16 protein-coding genes and 1 pseudogene are annotated in these 17,813 nt (G+C 64.2%); 12 read left to right on the top strand and 5 right to left on the bottom strand.

Translation table 11 applies throughout. From position 1 onward, the window contains the following. Positions 1-259: 259 nt before the first annotated feature. From NATTI_RS0111970 to NATTI_RS0111930, 9 genes are all read left to right on the top strand, one after another. Positions 260-742: a deoxyuridine 5'-triphosphate nucleotidohydrolase gene (locus NATTI_RS0111970; RefSeq protein ID WP_006089680.1), complete on the top strand. Its 483-nt coding sequence runs from the start codon at positions 260-262 to the stop codon at positions 740-742. Positions 743-806: 64 nt separating this feature from the next. Further along, positions 807-1,358, top strand: coding sequence for a hypothetical protein (locus NATTI_RS0111965; RefSeq protein ID WP_006089679.1), 552 nt, complete (start codon positions 807-809; stop codon positions 1,356-1,358). A gap of 75 nt (positions 1,359-1,433) precedes the next feature. Then, positions 1,434-1,898: a CopD family protein gene (locus tag NATTI_RS0111960; RefSeq protein ID WP_006089678.1), complete on the top strand. Its 465-nt coding sequence runs from the start codon at positions 1,434-1,436 to the stop codon at positions 1,896-1,898. 197 nt (positions 1,899-2,095) lie between these two features. After that, positions 2,096-2,533 carry a hypothetical protein gene (locus NATTI_RS0111955; RefSeq protein WP_006089677.1) on the top strand — a complete coding sequence of 146 codons (438 nt, stop codon included), beginning with the start codon at positions 2,096-2,098 and terminating at the stop codon, positions 2,531-2,533. Positions 2,534-2,708: 175 nt separating this feature from the next. Then, a complete protein-coding gene (gene gnd / locus NATTI_RS0111950; RefSeq protein WP_027119133.1) occupies positions 2,709-3,608 on the top strand; it encodes a phosphogluconate dehydrogenase (NAD(+)-dependent, decarboxylating) in 900 nt (299 codons plus the stop codon). A gap of 169 nt (positions 3,609-3,777) precedes the next feature. Next, positions 3,778-4,089 (top strand): HalOD1 output domain-containing protein, encoded by a 312-nt coding sequence (locus NATTI_RS0111945; RefSeq protein ID WP_019991836.1) that lies wholly within the window; start codon positions 3,778-3,780, stop codon positions 4,087-4,089. Positions 4,090-4,232: 143 nt separating this feature from the next. After that, positions 4,233-5,711, top strand: a complete 1,479-nt coding sequence (locus NATTI_RS0111940; protein WP_006089674.1) for an HNH endonuclease — start codon at positions 4,233-4,235, stop codon at positions 5,709-5,711. A gap of 138 nt (positions 5,712-5,849) precedes the next feature. After that, on the top strand, positions 5,850-7,349 hold the full coding sequence (locus NATTI_RS0111935) for a serine hydrolase domain-containing protein (protein ID WP_006089673.1): 1,500 nt from the start codon (positions 5,850-5,852) through the stop codon (positions 7,347-7,349). Then, positions 7,346-8,257 (top strand): CPBP family intramembrane glutamic endopeptidase, encoded by a 912-nt coding sequence (locus NATTI_RS0111930; RefSeq protein ID WP_006089672.1) that lies wholly within the window; start codon positions 7,346-7,348, stop codon positions 8,255-8,257. Before NATTI_RS0111935 ends, NATTI_RS0111930 begins: the two co-directional genes overlap by 4 nt. Before the next feature lie 148 nt (positions 8,258-8,405). On the opposite strand, the gene NATTI_RS0111925 is transcribed toward NATTI_RS0111930, so the two are convergent. Beyond that, entirely contained in the window at positions 8,406-9,656 is a 1,251-nt protein-coding gene (locus NATTI_RS0111925; RefSeq protein WP_006089671.1) for a hypothetical protein, read from the bottom strand. 246 nt (positions 9,657-9,902) lie between these two features. Here NATTI_RS0111925 and NATTI_RS0111920 point away from each other — a divergent pair, with 246 nt between their 5' ends. Both NATTI_RS0111920 and NATTI_RS0111915 read left to right on the top strand, forming a co-directional pair. Further along, positions 9,903-11,540 carry an FAD-binding oxidoreductase gene (locus tag NATTI_RS0111920; protein ID WP_006089670.1) on the top strand — a complete coding sequence of 546 codons (1,638 nt, stop codon included), beginning with the start codon at positions 9,903-9,905 and terminating at the stop codon, positions 11,538-11,540. Positions 11,541-11,734: 194 nt separating this feature from the next. Continuing rightward, on the top strand, positions 11,735-12,127 hold the full coding sequence (locus NATTI_RS0111915) for a DCC1-like thiol-disulfide oxidoreductase family protein (protein ID WP_006089669.1): 393 nt from the start codon (positions 11,735-11,737) through the stop codon (positions 12,125-12,127). Between the two features lie 188 nt (positions 12,128-12,315). On the opposite strand, the gene NATTI_RS26995 is transcribed toward NATTI_RS0111915, so the two are convergent. Next, positions 12,316-12,984, bottom strand: a complete 669-nt coding sequence (locus NATTI_RS26995) for an HpcH/HpaI aldolase family protein (protein WP_394296407.1) — start codon at positions 12,982-12,984, stop codon at positions 12,316-12,318. 90 nt (positions 12,985-13,074) lie between these two features. Between NATTI_RS26995 and NATTI_RS26990 the strand changes: the two are divergent. Next, a pseudogene (locus NATTI_RS26990) lies at positions 13,075-13,494 on the top strand (cupin domain-containing protein); the annotation flags it as partial. Positions 13,495-13,517: 23 nt separating this feature from the next. Here the strand turns inward: NATTI_RS26990 and NATTI_RS0111905 are convergent. The 3 genes from NATTI_RS0111905 to NATTI_RS0111895 form a co-directional block, all read right to left on the bottom strand. Continuing rightward, complete coding sequence (locus NATTI_RS0111905) at positions 13,518-14,732, bottom strand: MFS transporter (RefSeq protein WP_006089667.1); 1,215 nt, start codon at positions 14,730-14,732, stop codon at positions 13,518-13,520. 324 nt (positions 14,733-15,056) lie between these two features. Further along, positions 15,057-15,881, bottom strand: a complete 825-nt coding sequence (locus NATTI_RS0111900) for an alpha/beta fold hydrolase (protein WP_006089666.1) — start codon at positions 15,879-15,881, stop codon at positions 15,057-15,059. Between the two features lie 404 nt (positions 15,882-16,285). After that, positions 16,286-17,584 (bottom strand): MBL fold metallo-hydrolase, encoded by a 1,299-nt coding sequence (locus NATTI_RS0111895; RefSeq protein ID WP_006089665.1) that lies wholly within the window; start codon positions 17,582-17,584, stop codon positions 16,286-16,288. Positions 17,585-17,813 lie beyond the last annotated feature (229 nt).

The raw sequence follows: 17,813 nt of genomic DNA, 5'->3' as shown, positions 1-17,813 counted from the left end.
CGAGTAAATGTTACCACGCGAGTGGACGTTCGTCCGGGGGATTCCGCTTCGACGACACCAACGTTCCAATATCGACGATTTTCGCCGGGTCTGGGATATCACGCGCCCGAGTCGTTCGCACTCGTGTTCGATCGATTCGCTCGAGTCCCGACAGTCGACTCGAGTGCAGTCCCACGCCCGGTTGCACAGCCCGCCGTGTGTATCCCGTCCCCGCTCCCGAACGGATACGCTTTTCTCGGTTCCGTGGCGTTGTCAGCACATGTTCCGCTCCGGTGCGTTCGTCGCCGACCACATCTCGCCGACGTCCGACGATCAGATCCAGCCGAACGGCGTCGACCTGACGCTCGATGTCGTCTTCGAACAGCTCGAACCGGGGCGCATCGGCCGAGACGGGAAAGAGGTCGGCGACCGGGTCGCCCGGCCGCTCGAGGAACTCGAGGAGAAAGATCCTGACACGTACTATTTGCCGAAAGGAGCCTACGTGGCCCGCTACGGCGAGCGGATCGCGATTCCCGAAGGTCACATCGGTTTCGTCTACCCCCGCTCGTCGCTGATGCGTAACTCGTGTATGCTGAACACGGCCGTCTGGGACGCCGGCTACGAAGGCCGCGGCGAGGGTCTGCTGCAGGTCCACCACGACGTCGAGATCGAACGCGGCGCCCGGATCGCCCAGCTCGTCTTCGCCGAAGCGAACCACGAGGACGTCTACGACGGCAGCTATCAGCGCGAGAACCTCGAGTAGATCGGATGAACCACCGGTTCGCGTATCCTTTTGACCGTTCCCGACGCAAGGATCGATATCGATGATGGCGACTACCCACGTGTTCACCGGGCTCGCCGTTGTCGCACCCGTCGCCGCACTGGTTCCCGAGTTCGCGCTCCCACTGGCCATCGGAGCGATCCTCGGGGGACTCGCACCCGACTTCGATCTCGTCTTTGCCCACCGGCGAACGCTGCACTTTCCCGTTTCCGGCGTCGCACTCGCTGGTCCGGCGGTCGTCGCCGCCGTCGCCGTGCCCTCGAGTGCCACGGTCGCGCTCGCGGCGTTCGCCGTCGCCGCCTGGCTCCACGCCGCCAGCGATGCGCTCGGCGGCGGGCCGGAGATGGACCCGTGGAACGACCGGAGCGAACGGGCCGTCTACGACCACGTCCGGAGCCGTTGGATCCGGCCGCGGCGCTTGATTCGCTACGACGGCGCGCCCGAGGACGCCGCCCTTGCCGTCGCGCTCGCCGTCCCTGCGCTGGTCGTCTTCGACGGCTGGATCAGGGCGGTCGTCATCGGCGGCGTCGCCGTCTCGCTGGCCTACGCGTTGCTCCGGCGTCGGCTGGTCGCGTGGGTTCCCGACTGGCTCGAGTGACAGCGTACGGAGTCGCCGCCGCGACGAGAGCCGCGAGTCGGAACGCTGATACTGCCGCTTGCCCAGCAACTCCGTATGGTTGATACGTTCCTCGCCCACACGTCCCATCTCATCTTCGCCGCGCTCTGGGCCGGAAGCGTCTGTTTCGTCGCGCTGGTCGTTCTCCCGCTCGCCCGAGACGGTGCGTTCAATACGACGAAACCAATCGAGGTCATTTCGGGGAAACTCACGACTATCTCGCGCGTGAGCGCGCTCGTCTTGCTCCTCTCGGGCGGCCATCTTGCCGGAACGGAATACACCACCGAAAGATTATTTGAGACGACGAACGGCCAGCTCGTCCTCCTCATGGTCGTCCTCTGGGCCGTCCTCGCGGCGCTCGTCGAGATCGGTTCGAAACGACTCGAGGCGGGACTCAACGGAAAGAAACTGCGCGAACCAGCGAACAAGGCGCTCCCGGTGTACCGTGTGGCCGCGGTCGTCTCTATCGCGTTGCTCGTGGTCGGGGGCGTGATCTCGACGAACGTCGTCCATCTGATCTGACGGCTCGGGACCCGCTCGCGGCGGTGGCGGGCTCTCGTGGGCGTTCAACGTGTAATACGCACTGCCGGTCTACGTCCGTCCGTGAACTGGTCGGATATCGTCGGGAAACTGGCGACAGAATCGTTTTTCGGCCGGAAACGCCTTAGAAAGGAATATTCTTGCGAAAGATACTTAGTTGGTTACTGTAACGTACTCCCATGATGATCAGGGGCAAAGAACTGGCGCTGTCGGTGCTCGCGGTCGGAACCGCTGCAGTCGCCGGATACGTGCTACACTCGGGCCAGCGGACCGACTGCCCGTCGCGATCGAAAGCCGACCTCGGCGCACGAGTCGTCGCCCATGAGGAGGTCCCTCACGGGGCCACCGTCGTCGATATCAGTTCCCAGCGGCTGGGCGACATCCCCGGCGCGCGCCGCGCCATCGACCGCGCGGTTCGCAACGACGCACAAGAAGAGTGGGAACACCTCACGATCGATCACGAGGGCGCCTGGTCCGTCGTCGACGCCGTTCGCGGCTCCCTGCCGTATCACGACGGGAACGGCTGCGAGTACAACGGCGTCTACGTCCAGTACGACGACCGCATCGTCGTCCTCGACGCGATCGGCTGGGCGCGACTCGAGGAACCGCTTCACTAACCCACCTGGTATCCGACCGAACGATTTTCTCGCTTCCCCGTCGCCGAACCGCTGATTTTCAGGCCGATCCGATCCTGTACAGTGGCCACTGTTCGACCAGCGCGTGTCGATCGAGCGCTCGGCGGATGTAACACGAATCACAACCACTACCTCACACCCCCGCCGAGTGGACTCTATGCAACTGGGCGTAATCGGACTCGGACGTATGGGACAGATCGTCGTCGATCGCACCCTCGAGGCGGGCCACGACGTCGTCGCTTTCGATCTCGAGCCGGAAGCCGTCGCGACGGCCGCGGACGCGGGCGCCGAACCGGCCGACTCGGTGGCAGGTCTCGTCGACCGACTCGGCGAGGAGAAGCGAATCTGGCTGATGGTACCCGCCGGCGGGGCCGTCGACGCGACGCTCGAGGAACTCGAGGGGCATCTCGACTCCGACGATGTCGTCGTCGACGGCGGCAACTCCTACTTCGAGGACTCCGTTCGACGGGCCGAAAGCTGTGCAGCCGCGTACCTCGACTGCGGAACCTCCGGCGGTCCCGCGGGCGCACACCTCGGCTTCTCGCTGATGGTCGGCGGCCCCGAGTGGGCCTACGACGAGTTCGCCCCCGTCTTCGACGCCGTCGCGACGGGACCCGACGGCCACGAGCGCATGGGGCCCGCGGGGTCGGGCCACTACGTGAAGATGATCCACAACGGCGTCGAGTACGCGCTGATGCAGACCTACGGCGAGGGGTTCGAACTGCTCCACGAGGGCAGATACGATCTCGACCTGGAGAACGTGGCGTCGGTCTGGAACAACGGCGCGGTGATCCGCTCGTGGCTGCTCGAACTCTGCGAAGAGGCGTTCCGCGAGGAGGGCTCCGATCTGGGCGACGTCGCGGACCGCATCGAGGGCGGCTCGACGGGGACGTGGACCGTCCAGGAGGGGCTCGAGCAGGAGGTGCCGCTGCCGCTCATCTACACCGCGCTGTCCGAACGGTTCGGCTCGCGGGCCGACGACGGCCGCTTCTCGCGACGGCTGGCGAACCGACTCCGGTACGGCTTCGGTCGCCACGAAGTGCAGCGACGAGAGTAGCGGCGGCTCGATCCCGAAATCGGACGTGGAAGGTACTGCCAAACGACAAAAACCGACGGAATCGCCACCACACGCAACATTGCAGGGGGTCGAACTGTGATTTTGCCTGTCCGACCCGGGTCGAAATATTGGGTCATTTTCTTTACTCCCGGTCTCGAGAGCTTGAGTTATGAACGCGTACAACTCGACGACGGTGTCAGTAGACGACGATCAGCAGCCGAGTATGGCCGTCGTCGACCTCGTCAGCGAGGTAACCGGCACCGACGTCCTCGAACTCGATCCTCTTTATAACGCGATCGATCCCGACGTTCTCGACACGCTCTGTACGTCGGGATCGGGATTCACGAGCCTCGAATTTCAGTACGCGAGCCACACCGTCGTCGTCGCGCAGGTCGAGAGCGGGTTGAAAATCTCGCTCGAGCCGGTGACGATCGGTGCGGCGGGGTCATCGGGCGTTGCGGATAGCGGGCCGTCGGCGTAGGCTGGGTTTTGTCAGTCCTCTTAACTCCTCGAGAGGTCGTATAGCGGAGGGTTTCGTCTCGAATATAGTTGCTTTTAGCTGGCCCATTCTCGAGACAGTCCAGTCAGTTTATATGTCGCGGCTCCAACTGACGGCCGTGTGAGATGGGAACGGACAAACGTACTATCGCAGTTCGATTCTTCGGCGGCGCGGGGAACTATGCGAACGTCCTCGAGCGGTGTTTCACGTACGTTCTCACCGATAACCCGGACGAGGCCGCGCTCTTCGAGTGGGTGAAATCGAATACGCGAGCGACGAGCGACGACGGAATCCGCGATCGACTCCGCTTTCTCGAGGCGATCGGGCTACTCACAGTCGACGAGGATCGAGTGGCGTTGACCGAACGCGGAATCGAATGGATGGCTGACACCGAGCCGAAGCTGCTGTTCGACGCGCTCGCCGAGAACGTCCGCGGCTTCGAAACGGCGCTTGAGGCGTTGCTCGACGAGCCAAAAACGGACGCTGAACTGGGCGCGGCTATCGCGGACGAGCATCCCGAAACCGGCTGGAGCGACCCCTCGGGGCCCGCCCAGCACCGGGGCTGGCTGCAGAGTCTCGGCTACGTCGAGCGGTCGGACGGGACGAACTCGCTGACGGACAGTGGCCGAGATCTGGCTCGGCGACTCGCGTCCGACGGTCCTGCTCTCGAGCGCGGTAAATCCTACACGCAACAGGAGCTCGAAGCGGCGTTCGGCACCAGCTTCGGCTCGTACATCAAGGGGATCAGTCCGCGAACGGACGACGACGGAGCCCTGTCGTACGTCATCGTCAAGGCTCGGGAGGACGGCCCATACGGCGACGACCTCGAGGGCGACCGATTCACCTACATCGGCGAGGGCGTCCCCTCGAAGGGCGATCAGTCGCCGACCGGGGCGAACACGGCGCTGCTCGAGCAGGCCGAGGGATCGACCGTCCCGGTGTATTTCTTCTACCAGCCGGCGGATAGCAGCGAGCTTCGGTACGAGGGACTGGTCGCTGTCGTCGACGCCCGTTACGTGTTCGACGACGACCACAATCGAATGGTCTATCAGTTCACGATGGAGCGGCTGGAACTCGACCATCCGGCGGAGTTCGAGACGATTGCGGCGTCGGTCACCGACGGCGGTGCCGCGAGTATAGAGACAGCGGACGGCGAAGAGTCGGAGCCGGCGCTGACCGACGACGAAACCGAGTTCACCGAGACCCAACGACGGGTTCGTTCGGGTGCGTTCGCGAGCCGAGTCAAATCAGCCTACAACGCCCGTTGTGCGATCTGTGGGACGTCTCGAGAGTCCCCCGCCGGAACCGTGGACATCGAAGCGGCACACATCTATCCGAAACGGGACGACGGTCGCGATATCGTTCAGAACGGGCTCGCACTCTGTCGACTGCACCACTGGGCGTTCGACGCCGGCTGGCTCGCCGTGTCGGACGACTATCGGATTCTCGTAGCGGACCGACCGGATCTCGAGGGGTACGAGGAGTTTTCGCGACTCGAGGGCGAGGAACTCACGCTTCCAACGACGGACGAACGGCGTCCGCATGCAACATTCCTCGCCGCGCATCGGGGGCTGCATGGATTCGAGCCGGCAGCCGAGCGGTGACCGAGTGGGTCCGCACGCAACCCCAACGGTCCCCGATCTGAGGGTAGACCTCAGTGCGGCCAGTTAGTTACTTGTTACCAATTCTCTTGGGATAGAAATCGCAGTGGTGCTTTTTACTCGATCCGCAGAAGTAGCAGTATGGAGTCGGATCGCGCGGAGGAGGTCACTGCTACTCGCCGTCGGTTACTCGCAGCATCTCTCGTTGGCGGGGGCCTCCTCGGCCAATTTGGCTCCGCCACAACCGCTGGCGCATCCGACGAATCGCTCCCGGAACACCTCGACGGGCGCGTTCCGGACCTGCTCGGTCGATACGACGTTCCGGGAGCGTCGATCGCCCTAATCGAGGACGGCGAGGTGACCTGGAGCGGTGCCTACGGCAGCGCTGATCCCGCGGAGAAACGCCAGATGACCGTAGATATCCCGTTTCAGGTACAATCGATCACGAAGTCGATCACTGCATGGGGGGTGTTGAAGCTCGTTGAAGAAGACAAGATCGAACTCGACGATCCGGTCGGCCATCACATCACGAGTTGGGAGCTACCGAGCGCGGAGTATTCGTGGGATGCGGTGACCGTTCGGCGAGTGCTCAGCCACAGTGCCGGGTTACCGGCGGGCGGATACGAAAGCGTCCCGCTGGACGAAGAGCCGCCGCCGCTCCGGGAAGCGCTTTCCGGGAACGCGGACGGCCCGGCCGCTCGGCCGACGGGTGAACCCGGTGAGTTCCGGTACTCGAATCCCGGCTACGCGCTGCTGGAACTCCTGATCGAGGACGTTACGGGCCGTGACTTCGGGGCGTACGTGGACGAGACGGTTCTGGATCCGCTGGGGATGGACGGGGCTACCTTCGCCGCGACCGAACAGCTCCGTTCGGAGCTGGCGACGGAACACTTCGTGGACGGAACGCCGGTCCCGGCGTCACACGGGCCGGCTGGCGCCCACGGCGAACTGTACGCAACCGCCGAAGATGTCGCCCGCTTCGTCGCCGCCGGTACAGAGACGAGCGGGGCACCGGTTGGGCGGGGCGTACTCGCCCCCGAGCGCGTCGGGGAAGTGTACACCTCGACGGTGGAACCGACGGGCTTCTACGATCTGGCCACCGACGGCGTGGGACTCGGTTTGTTCGTCGAAACGCTCTCCAACGGGGAACAAGCAGTGATGAACGGCGGCCAGGGAGCCGGTTCGTGGAACTGGTTTCACGCTGTCCCGCAAACCGGTGACGGGATTGTGGTTCTGACGAACAGCGAGCGGAGTTTACAGCTCATCGCCGACGTCGTCGAGGCGTGGGCCGATCGGAGCGACCTCCCTGCAGTCTCACTGACGACCGCGAGGCGATGGATCCGCCTGCCGGTCTGGATTCTCGTCGGCGTCGCGGCCGGGCTTGCCCTCCGACTCGGGTACGGTGCCGTCACGGGGACGCGAACGTTCGCTCCGCTGTCCGAACGCAACCGCACCGCTCGTGCAGTCCTCGGCGGGCTCGCAGTCGCGACGCTCGGACTCTGGTGGACCCTCGGACGGGAGACCGTCGCGTTCTTTCTGCCGGTGATCGCCGAGTGGATTGGACTGGCGCTGTCGGCGGTCGCCGTGTTATTATTGCTGACGGTCCTCGCTCCTCGAACGGACGAGGGTGACACGACGTGACCGACGACACCGCCAGTAACGAAACGACACCGGAGACAGCGGCTGCATCCATCGCAGCACCCGAGGAGATCGACTCCGAGTTCCTCGAGTACTCGAACCCGTGGCAGTTCTTCGCCATCGCGTTCGGCGTCTCGTACCTCTTCTGGATACCGCTGATCGTCCTCGAGTACGAACCGTTCGCGATGCCCGGCGTGCTCCTGTTCGCCGCCGGCGGGCTCGGCGTTCCGGGTGCAGCCATCTGCTTGCTCTTTCGGGCTGCCGAGAAGAAGCATCGGAGAGACTATTGGCGACGGCTCGTCGACGTCCGGCGGATCGGACTGCGCTGGTACGCCGTGATCTTCCTGTTAGTTCCGGTCCTGAACGGCCTCGCGCTGCTGTTGGGCGTTCTCGCTGGCGACACGGTACCAGCGTTCGAGCGAGCGGCCGAGTTTGCCGTCGATCCGGTATCAATCATCCCGTACGTGGTTTTCATGGTGTTTTTCGGCCCGCTACCAGAAGAACTGGGCTGGCGCGGATACGCACTTGATGGGCTGCAAGCACGCTGGAACGCGTTGGGCGCGAGCCTGATTCTCGGATTCGTCTGGGCTGTCTGGCACGTGCCCCTGTTTTTCATGCAGGGAACCTACCAGGCCGGACTCGGCGTGCTATCGCTCCCGTTCCTGGAATTCATGGTTGGAGCAGTGATCATCTCGATCCTCTACACCTGGATCTACAACAACACGGGACGCAGTATCCTCGGGGCGGTACTGTTTCACTTCTCGGGAAACTTCAGCGGCGAACTCGTTCCCCACGGGGCCATCGGAGAACTCCTTCCAGCAGCGCTAGCGCTCCTCGTCGCAATCGTGGTGGTAGTCGTCTATGGACCGAAGACGCTAACTCGACGTTCGATCGCACAGTCATCTAGCTGAGGTCTTCCGTGTGGATCCGTTCTCGAGGAGCCGAACCGTGGTCGATCCGCCGTACTCCTCCGTGGGATCCAGACCGTAGCTCATGGCGGCTCGTGTTCCAACAGCGTAGAAAAGGGTTGGTGCGGGACCGTATCGCCGGGTGGGTCAATCAGACCGGCTCTCGAAGCGCCCAGACATCCTCGAGCGGCTCGAGTCGATTCGGCTCCCGTCCGCGCTCGGTCAGAATCCCGGCGTGGTAGAGCATCGCCTTCAGCTGAAACACGGTGGGCGAGTGGTAGACGTGTCCGTCCGTGAGCGCCTCGCGTCGCAGCGCCCCATCTTCGGTCAACACACGCCGTCGAACGTCGTCGTCACCGCGAACGAACAGCTCCACGGTAAAGGTCGGATGAACCGTGTGCAGGTGCTCGACGAGATCCACGAGCGACGGCTCCGGCTGCCAGTCGTCGTGCATGGCCTGCAACTCGGTGACGAGTAGCTCCGTCGCGGGGTACTCGAACACCACTCGACGGGCCAGCTGGCCCCACTCGGGTGCGAGATCGACGAACCGTGTTCGCGATCGGTACCAGTCCTCGAACTCCTCGAGTGCGCCCTCGACGGAGCCACAGCGGGCGTTCGCGAATCGGACGACCTCCTGGCCCAGCGACGTGAGTTGGATTCCGCGCGGGCCGTCCTCGATCAGTCCCAGAAACGCGGCTCCCTGTCTGGCGCTCTCGACGGCGCTGACGACCTTGTACTCCGAGAGCAACGCGTCGGTGTCGCCCTCCGCGTACTGTGCCAGCGGATAGCCGAGGTAGTTCTTCGGGTGATTCAGCCCGAACGATTTGTCCGCGACGCCCTGTGCGCCGGCCTGAAACCGTAGCGCCGTCGCCTCGCTCGAGGTCCGATTGCCGACGACCCGCGGGACCTCGAGGGCGTCCACGCTCCCCGTCGCATCGACGCCCAGCACGCCGACGTTCAGCTCCCGCGCGAGCGTCCGATCGGTCTCCGTGATGGCAGCCGCAGGCGCGGCGAGGTACGCCGCGTTGGCCTCGTGGAGCCGGTCGTAGGCCTGGACGATCCCGAGCTGGGTATTCACGCCGTCGCTCGTCTCCCCCTTCGCCTCGATGGCGATCAGCGGCGGCTCGTCGCCCACCCGTTCGACGGCGAGGAGGTCCGACTCGAGGCTGCGCACCCCCACGAGATCCGGATAGCCGCCGCCGATCCGGACGTGGTTGAACGGCGCGAGGCACTCCCGAACAGCCGGCGTAACGGGTTGGCCGGGGAGCCACTCGTCTTTCGAGAACTGGGTGTCGGCAACCACGTAGGACGGTCCGTCCTCCTCCCCCTCGGCCGGAAAGAGCCGCCGCTTGGTGTGGGCCAGCACCTGTGGTTCCGAAAGCGGCCGCGCCGCGCTACTCATGGGTCTCGATTAGTCACGGACACCAATAATGTTCTGGCGGCTCGACGGTGCCGTCGAGCCCGATACGAACGGCTGCGGTCTCGAGGGGGCGGTGTGACGCCCGGTGAGACCTCCCACCGCCGAGAACGGCCCGCCAACGCGGCACAATAGTTATGTCAGCTTACGTGGACGTACGCCCATGTCGTGTGATACAATGTCACAGTACACGAACGGACGCGCCACCGATCCCTCAAGCGGGGGCCACCCGTGAGTTCGACGCCGCGAGGCCGCTGGGGATGGGGGTTCGAGAACGAACTGATCGACGAGGACGGTCTTCGGGATCGGAAGGCGTTCCTCGAGTCCGTCCTCGACTTTCCGGAGCGGCCCGTTCTCGAGCCGACGCCGATAGCCGAGGCGACGATCCCCGAGCCGGAGATCGAGGCCCCTGACCACCTCGATTCGTTCTGTACGTCTAACCGGGCCGTCAGAGCGAGACGAACGTACGGCATGGCCCCGCCGGAGAACATCCGGGCGTTTCACGGCGACTTCTCGCCCGCGCCGGACGTCGTCGCCCAGCCGCGGACCGAGACGGACGTCGAGGACGTCCTCGAGTGGGCCACCGACCGGCGAGTCGCGGTGACGCCGGTGACCGGCGGGACGGGCGTTGCCGGTGGCACGAGTCCACCTGCAGGTGAGAACCGCGCCGACTACGCGGGGACGGTCGCACTCGACCTCCGCAACCTGAACGACGTTCTCGAGGTCGACGAGCAATCCAGAACCGCGCTGATCGAAGGCGGGACTATGGGGCCGGATATCAACGACCAGCTCGAGGCGCACGGGCTCCACCTCCGGCACTATCCCCAATCCTACGAGCTGTCGGGACTCGGCGGCTGGATCGCGACGCGATCCGGCGGCCACTACGCGACCAGGTACACCCATATCGACGAACTCGTCGAGAGCGTTCGGATGATCTGTCCGGCGGGCGCGTTCGAAACCCAGCGGCTCCCGGCCCACGGCGCCGGACCGGACGCGAACCGACTCGTCTGTGGTTCCGAGGGGAGCCTCGGCGTGATCACGCGAGCGTGGATGCAGGTCGAACCGCGACCGCGATACCGTTCGGAGGCCGCGGTCTATTTCGACGGTGTCCTCAAGGCCGCGGCAGCGATCCGGAGAATCGTCCAGGCGAAGCTCTACCCCGCGAACTGTCGTCTCCACGATCGCGTGGAGACGACGATGTACGGCCTCGAGGACGTCGATCGCGACATGGTCGTCCTCGGGTTCGAGTCCACCGACGGGCCGACGGAGGGGGCGATCGAGCGCGCCCTCGAGATCTGCGAGGAAGCGGGCGGTGACTGTCCGGACGGCCCGGATCACCACGGGGAGGGCTACGGTTGCAGCCGCTCGCCCGACAGCGACGTGGTCCGGTGGGGGCGAGCCTTCCAGATGGGTGGTGCGGGCAACGCAGCGATCCCGCTCTGCGTCGTCCGCGGCACCGTCGAAACCGCGGTGACCTGGGATCGGTTCCCCGCGTTCCACGAGGCGATGCTCGCCGCGTTCGACGAGGTACTCGAGCCCGAGTGCGGGATGGGACACGTCTCGACCCGATTCTCACACGTCTATCCGGACGGGCCGGCCGTCTACTACACGTTCCAGGCCCCCGGCGACGCCGACCCCGATCGCCGGATCGAACAGTGGCGGCGAATCAAACGCGCCGGTCTCGACACCGTCATGGAGTACGACCTGACCCCGACGCACCATCACGCAGTCGGACGAAATCACAGGGAGTGGTACGCAGAACAGATCCCCGAGAACTACGGCGAGTCGCTGCGCGCCGTAAAGGGCGTCCTCGACCCCGCGGGCGTAATGAACCCCGGCGTGCTCGTCGATGCACCCGAAGAGGAGTAATCGACGACCGACGCGCCGCGCGGCCGGTCACGCCCGTCGAGTCACCGCGACGGCTCGATACCGATATAGCGGCCTCGAGTCAACCTCCCGGCCCAAGAATTTACCCGTCCAGTAATCGCGCCACCCGATCGCTTCGCTCTCGGTGCGAGCGAAACCGGGCCAAACGTTACTGTCTCGAGGACGTATGTCGACGTATGATCGAGCCGACCCTCGTCTACGACGACGACTGCGGCTTCTGTACGTGGTGGGCCGACTACTTCGACGACCGCACGGCAATCCGGATCGTCGGCTTCAGCGACCTGCCGGACCACCCCGACCTGCAGGAGCGACTGCCAGAACACTACGAGGAATGTTCGCACTTCCTGACCGAAGGCGCCCGCTACTCCTGTGGCGCGTCGATCGAGGAGGCGTTGCGCCGGTACGACGAGAACGGTCCCGTCGGAAACACGATCGAGTTCCTCCGAAACTTCGAGGACTACGGGCAGATTCGCGAGTGGGGCTACCGACAGGTGGCGGACAACCGCGACAAGTGGGGGCAAGTGATGTCGAAGACACCGCCGGCGCGCCAGACGGCCGACGACCGCTGAGTTCGAGCCAATCGCACTGACGTTCTTCGGCGGGCCGACTCGCCAGCGATTAGATCCCCTGTCCGCCAGCGATTAGATCCCCTGTCCGCCAGCGATTACAGCCCCGATCTGCGCATCCGTCGCTCCTCGAGCGAGCCGCTCACGTTACGCGAATGAGCCGCTCACGTGATACGAGCGCCGAACGCACGTTACTCGAGTCCCTCGTACTCGGCGAACCACGAACGCACCACGCCCCGAATCTCCTCGATCTGTTCCTCGACCGCCTCGTGGGTCGGCTCCCCGGGATGACCCAGCGACACCGCGAGATCGAGCGGGCCGGCGAAGACGAACCCGAGTTCCGGAACCGCCAGAATATCCTCGATGTTCGCCACTGCGGTCGGGTTCTCGATCGTCACGCCGACGACGACCTCGTCGTCCTCGGTGCCGGCGTAGTCGTCGGTCGTCCCCCACCGACTCGCGCGGGGGCTCGCAAACCCTCGCTTACCGGGGTCGCCATCGTACTCGAACCGAGACGCTTCCACGGCCCGCCGGACCTCCTCGGCCGTCTCGATCCGCGAGACGAACAGGGTCCGGACGCCGGCGTCCAGCGTCTTCCGAACCATACCCGGATCGGGTTCGGGCAGCCGAACGAGCAGTTCCGTCCCCGTCACGTTCGCCGCGCGGAGCAGGTCGTCCAGTCGCTCGCCGTCGAACGGACTCGGACCGGCGTGCTCGAGGTCGATCCAGACGAAGTCGAGGCCGAGTTCGCCGTAGAACTCGACGAGGATGGGACTGTAGGTGTTCTCGAGGATGCCGAGCGCGACGGCATCGTCCTCGAGCGTCCGTCGGAGCAGGTTGGTGCGTGGTGACGTCGCCATAGGCGGGTGACACCAGCGAGCGGCATAATGCTTCGCGGGGGAACTAGTCGTCTCGAAAGCTACTTTGTGCCAACACGTCGAACGGCTTCCATGAACCGCGTCGCGATCGACGACCTCGAGCCGAGACCGTACGACGAGGAGTTGCACGCGGATCGACGCCCCCTGTCCGACCCTCTGGGAACCGAACACGTCGCGATCACGCGCTACATCCTCGAGCCTGGCGAGCGATTCAGCGGCTCGATCCACGCCCACTTCGATCAGGAGGAGGTGTTCGTCGTCCTCGAGGGCGAAGCGACGTTCGAGGTACCCTCGGACGGCTCCGGCAGCGACCCCGTGGAAATCACTGTCGCCGAAAACGAGGCGATCCGCTTTGCGCCCGGCGAGTTCCAGTCCGGCCGAAACGACGGCGAAGAGCGAGTCGTCGCGCTTGCACTCGGCGCGCCGCGAGACACCGAGGATATTCGCATCTCGTGGATTCCCGTGCTCGACGACAGGGACGTAATACGTCCCGTAATACCAAAGTATTGCGGACGTCATTCAGCCCGTCGTTGCAGCCCCCCTCCAGCGAGAACAACGACCAGCGCCCCGCCCGCGAGCATCGCCAGCCCGGGGACGAACGACCCCGTCGCGTCGTGGAAGACGCCGATGAGCATCGGGCCGAAGAAGCCGCCGATCTCGCCGACGGCGAAAATAAAGCCCACCGCGGTGCCCGTGAGTCGCGCGCCGATCCCCTCGAGATCCGGCGGAATCGCCCGGACGAGCGGTGAGACGCCGCCGACCCCCAGGCCAGTCACGACGATGCCGACGACGACCAGCGCCCCGGTGTCGCCGACGATCACCCCCAGGAGACCGAGGAAGGCAACGGTTCCACAGCCCATCAGGGCGGAATGCCGGGCCTCGAACCGATCCGCCAGTTCGGGCACCGTTAGCACGCCGACGACGTAGGCCCCGATCAGCAGGCTCGTCGCCTGCCCGGCCAGCCCGGCCGAGAACCCGCGGGACTCGAGCAGCGTCGGCAGCCACCCCTGTAGTCCGTGATTGAGCAGCAGGTACATCGTCCCGATGACGACGACCAACTGGAGCTCGCGATGCGAGAGCACCAGTCGAAGGTCGGCGACGACCGACTCGAGCGAGAAGGAGTCGTCGTCGGCCATCCGGTCGTCGATCCGCGCCCGGCGGGCGACGAGCAGCCAGCCCAGTCCGTAGACGACGGAGACGACGCCGCTCCAGAAGAACAGCGCTCGCCAGCCGCCGAGCCACGGGCCCAGCACCGGCCGGCCGACCGCGAACACGAGCGCCGACCCCGCCGACGCGCCGACGAGGTAGATCGCGGACGGGCGACCGGTCTTCGTCGGCGGAAAGAGCACGCCGACCAGTTTCGGGAGCCCGAAGGTGATCGCCGTCGCGCCGACGCCGAGCAGGAGCGTCGCGGCGAGCAACGACGGAAACCCGGGGGCGATACTGCGACCGATCTGGGCGAGCCCGTAGATCACCACGCCGACTGCGAGACTCCGTCCGGGACCGATTCGATCGACCGCGATCCCCGAAAAGAGTGCGAGCGGGATGTACGTCAGCGGCACCGCGCCGGCGAGCATCCCCGCCTGCGTACTCGAGAGCCCCAGATCGTCGATGATCACCGACAAGTACGCCGGCAGCGAGAACCAGACGAACATCAGGCAGGTGTAGCTCAGTGCCGCGACGGCGACGAGGCCGTACTCGTGACGATACTCGGCACTCGAGCGACTCATTCGGACGAACCGAGTGGCGGGTTGATGGAGTAGTTTGGCGTCCCGGTCGATACGGCCGGGTTCGAAGGCACTCCGTTCGCTTGCTGGGCGCACTTACCGCCGGGTTTTCTGCCAGTTGAGACATGTGTTCTCGCTGCCGTAGAAGAGACACAGCGCGAATGCAGCACAAGATTTGGCTCGATCTATGAAAGTGGTAATCGGTTAGGAGAAAGAACGTTGTTGCCGGGGCTACAACCGGATTATCAACCTCCTCTCAAAAAATGGCGCATCGCGTTCTCGAAAAGTTAAATTTACTACATAGATAGTGTGAGTGAAAGCTTCTATTTAGTCTACCTCGCCGATAAAGGACAGCACCTTATCGGCGCAGCGGTCTGGTGCGACCAAATGCGGTGCGTGTCCATGTCCCTCGAAGGTAGCGAGTCGACTGTTCGGCAACGTGTCGTGGAGTTCTTCGGCCATATTTTTGAGCCACCCGCTCTCACTCCCGACGAGAAGTAACGTCGGCGTAGAAAGGTCTTCAAACGGCGTGAGATCTGATTCGACCTCCCCGTGCGCTTCTATCAAGGGCAGCAGCGTTTGATGAAACGTATCTGTGTGCGTATCCCATATCGGTGCCGAGCGAAGCTCATCAAGTTCATCCGACGAGAATTGAGCGAAGTCGCCGAGGAACAGTGCGAGCGCCTGCTCGTTCTGCCCCTCGTCTAACAACGCCATCATCTCTTCGATGACGTCTCTATCCTCATCAGATGGTTCACCGGCGGGCTCGTGCAAGATCAAGCTACGCAGATTGTCGATTCGCGGGGCCGCACCCAGTGCGAAGTTGGCTCCTGCGGAATGACCAAGTAGGTGTACTGGGTCGTCGATTGACTCGACGACCGCGACCACGTCGTCAAACTGTGCCTCCACACTGACATCGTCAGAGGATTCACTGTCGCCGTGATTTCGTCGGTCCATGGCGTAGACCGTGGTATGTTCCGCAAACGTAGAACGGACGTCCCCGAGTTCCCATATCGTCCGATCAAAGATAGCCCCGTGGACGAGTACGAGCGGCGGACCACTTCCCGACCGCTCGTACGCAATTTCAGTCCCGTCTGTGGACGTAACTGTCGCTATTTCTTTTTCTGGACTGCCTTGCTGGATGTCGGCCATAATTCATTTCGCCTCATGTCGAGAGACGATGCAGAAGGCGATATAGTCATTTTGTGCAATCCATGCAACCACTGACCGCCGTGCAGACAATGAATGAGAGCATCAGTTGCAGGCTGGTGAATAGTCCATTCTGCGGACCGCCTTTTCACTTGCATTGAGTCGTTCGCGTCATCGGATAGCGATGCGACAATCTATTCGAGTTGCTTCCATCACATACAAAACCATTTTCGGCTGTTTGCTGAACCCATACTCTGTATGCAGCACGCGGTTTTCGACAGTGGTCGGAGATACCGAAGGGTGTCCCGATACTGACACGATCTGTACTAACCACGGAGGAAACAACTGTTTTGTCCTGGATGGGGCGGGGCAATTGCGTTCTCGAGTGCGAAACGACGGCCGACTCGTCACACCGTCACGGTCTCGCCGAGTTCGGGCGCGGTCGAGTCGAACCCCTCGCCCCGTAGTTCCTCAGCGAACGCCTCGCACCGATCACCGTGGTTGACGAGCACCGGACTCTCGCGGTACGACTCCAGGAACTCGAGCACGCCGTCTCGATCCGCGTGCGCGGAGAAATCGTACTGCTCGACCTGTGCGCTGACGGGCATCACGCGCCCGTCGATCTCGGCGCGGCCGGTCTCGAGGAGGTCGCGACCCGGCGTCCCTTCGACCTGGTAGCCGGTCATCGTGATCTTGTTCGTCGGATTCCCGCGAATTTCGGGAATGTAGGTCATCGCCGGGCCGCCCGAGAGCATCCCGCTGGTGGTGATGATCGCCGCCGTCTGGTCGACGATCCGCTTGCGCTGGCCGTCGCGACCGGTGACGAACCGGGCGTGGGAGACGGCCCGCCTGAACGCCTCGGAATCGCGGACGAAGTCGGGGTGCTGTCGGAGCATCTCGGTCACCTCCTTCCCCATGCCGTCGACGTAACATGGAATGTCGTGGGCCGCACAGACGAGCATCAGCTCCTGCGTGCGGCCGATCGCGAACGCGGGGACGACGACCGTGCCACCCTCCCAGAGTGTCGTCTCGACGCTCTCGGCGAATCGCTTCTCGACGACGGCCCGGTCCTCGTGTTCGACGTCGGAGTACGTGCTCTCACAGAGGACGACGTCTGCCTCGGGGCGTGCGCTCGAGCCCGCGACCAGTCGCTGGCCGCTGACGGGTTCGGCGGGATTCTCCCCTCGGTTCGAGGCGACGTTGCCGCCCGTACCTGACCGGTCGTCGATGTGGAAATCACCCGTATAGAGGAGCCGAGTCTCGCCGTCATCGACGAGGACGTGTGCACTGCCCGGAATGTGGCCGGCGTTGTAGAACGTGACCTCGTGGCCGGCCGCCTCGAACGTCTCGCGATAGCCGTGGGTCTCTGAAACCTGTGTGACGCGTCGGAGGTCGGTCTCGGTAAATGGGCAGTGAAACGTCCCACCGTGAAGTTTGAGCGTGTCTCGAGCGAGCGTCATCGTCAGTTCGTACGTCGGCGGCGTCCAGTGGATCGGCGGCCGGGCGTCGCCCGAAAGCAGCGCCGGTACCGTGCCGACGTGATCGAGGTGGCCGTGGGAGACGACGACCGCCTCGGGGGTCGGCGTCTCGACCGGAAACTGCGGCGGGCTGGCCGTCAGCATCCCGAAATCGAGGAGGAGGGCGTCGTTCACGAGGATTGCACTGCGGCCCACCTCGCGAGCGCCACCGAGAAAGCGGAGTTTCATTGGGGGAACGTCGGTGCTCGATCCGTTTTCCTCCATCGGTTCTGACGTTCGACCGCGGCAGTTCCGTAACCGACGTCGACGGATCGGTAGCTGCTTTCGAGCGCGCGTACGCTAACAGGTCTCGAGACGTGGTGTAGGGGAACCCGCTGTTGTGAGTACAGCCCGTTTGCATTGCAGATCGCGCAGTACGGCGACCGAGATGATTAAACTCTCCACCGACATACACTGT

It is taken from the genome of Natronorubrum tibetense GA33 (assembly GCF_000383975.1).
Classification (GTDB): domain Archaea; phylum Halobacteriota; class Halobacteria; order Halobacteriales; family Natrialbaceae; genus Natronorubrum; species Natronorubrum tibetense.
The sequence above is the reverse complement of the archived record's forward strand: the minus strand, read 5'-3'. Positions and strand labels throughout refer to the sequence as shown.

Bases quoted from the DNA above. Each gene is read 5' to 3' on its own strand.
- NATTI_RS0111970 (WP_006089680.1), top strand. From the start codon at position 260: ATGTTCCGCTCCGGTGCGTTCGTCGCCGACCACATCTCGCCGACGTCC.
- NATTI_RS0111965 (WP_006089679.1), top strand. From the start codon at position 807: ATGGCGACTACCCACGTGTTCACCGGGCTCGCCGTTGTCGCACCCGTC.
- NATTI_RS0111960 (WP_006089678.1), top strand. From the start codon at position 1,434: ATGGTTGATACGTTCCTCGCCCACACGTCCCATCTCATCTTCGCCGCG.
- NATTI_RS0111955 (WP_006089677.1), top strand. From the start codon at position 2,096: ATGATGATCAGGGGCAAAGAACTGGCGCTGTCGGTGCTCGCGGTCGGA.
- gnd (WP_027119133.1), top strand. From the start codon at position 2,709: ATGCAACTGGGCGTAATCGGACTCGGACGTATGGGACAGATCGTCGTC.
- NATTI_RS0111945 (WP_019991836.1), top strand. From the start codon at position 3,778: ATGAACGCGTACAACTCGACGACGGTGTCAGTAGACGACGATCAGCAG.
- NATTI_RS0111940 (WP_006089674.1), top strand. From the start codon at position 4,233: ATGGGAACGGACAAACGTACTATCGCAGTTCGATTCTTCGGCGGCGCG.
- NATTI_RS0111935 (WP_006089673.1), top strand. From the start codon at position 5,850: ATGGAGTCGGATCGCGCGGAGGAGGTCACTGCTACTCGCCGTCGGTTA.
- NATTI_RS0111925 (WP_006089671.1), bottom strand. From the start codon at position 9,656: ATGAGTAGCGCGGCGCGGCCGCTTTCGGAACCACAGGTGCTGGCCCAC.
- NATTI_RS0111915 (WP_006089669.1), top strand. From the start codon at position 11,735: ATGATCGAGCCGACCCTCGTCTACGACGACGACTGCGGCTTCTGTACG.
- NATTI_RS26995 (WP_394296407.1), bottom strand. From the start codon at position 12,984: ATGGCGACGTCACCACGCACCAACCTGCTCCGACGGACGCTCGAGGAC.
- NATTI_RS0111905 (WP_006089667.1), bottom strand. From the start codon at position 14,732: ATGAGTCGCTCGAGTGCCGAGTATCGTCACGAGTACGGCCTCGTCGCC.
- NATTI_RS0111900 (WP_006089666.1), bottom strand. From the start codon at position 15,881: ATGGCCGACATCCAGCAAGGCAGTCCAGAAAAAGAAATAGCGACAGTT.
- NATTI_RS0111895 (WP_006089665.1), bottom strand. From the start codon at position 17,584: ATGAAACTCCGCTTTCTCGGTGGCGCTCGCGAGGTGGGCCGCAGTGCA.